General features: G+C 44.7%; 1 protein-coding gene. It reads right to left on the reverse strand.

What is annotated here, in order from left to right:
• Window positions 1-53 precede the first annotated feature (53 nt).
• Window positions 54-371 (reverse strand): transposase, encoded by a 318-nt coding sequence (locus tag AC1DE7_RS31845; protein ID WP_036673079.1) that lies wholly within the window; start codon window positions 369-371, stop codon window positions 54-56.
• Window positions 372-441: the final 70 nt, after the last annotated feature.

A 441-nucleotide genomic window follows, 5' to 3' on the forward strand; every position in this document is an offset into this window, starting at 1 on the left:
GCACATCTTCTCCAAAGAAAACTCGGAGCGATGGTCTTCCACAAACTGAAATCTTAGCTCTTTGGTTTGCTGAAGATGTGCACTGCTTTTTTTACAATCGCCAGTTCTTCTTGTGTATCCGCAAGCGTGTGCTCTTTCTCTTGAAGCAACCGGCGCATCTCTTGGAGCTCTGCTTCCAGTTCCTTCACTCGATCTACGCTTGCAACAGGCTCATGTTTTAGTTCGCGGTACTTACTCATCCATTGGTGCAACGTACTTTTTGGAATGTTGAGTTCTTCTGCCAAATCTCCAAGTGTCTTCGTCTGCTCTTGAATAAATTTGACCGTTTGTTTCTTGAATTCTTCGTTATATCGTTGCCGCTGTTCTCCCATGTGGACACCTCCGTTAGTCTTATTATCCTTCCGTCCGTTAACGGGTGTCCACTTTTTATTCTAGCTCCAT

This window comes from Paenibacillus sp. 10L310 (genome assembly GCF_056395745.1).

What these genes read in the sequence shown, in the direction of transcription:
- AC1DE7_RS31845 (WP_036673079.1), bottom strand. Translation starts at nt 371, where the DNA reads ATGGGAGAACAGCGGCAACGATATAACGAAGAATTCAAGAAACAAACG.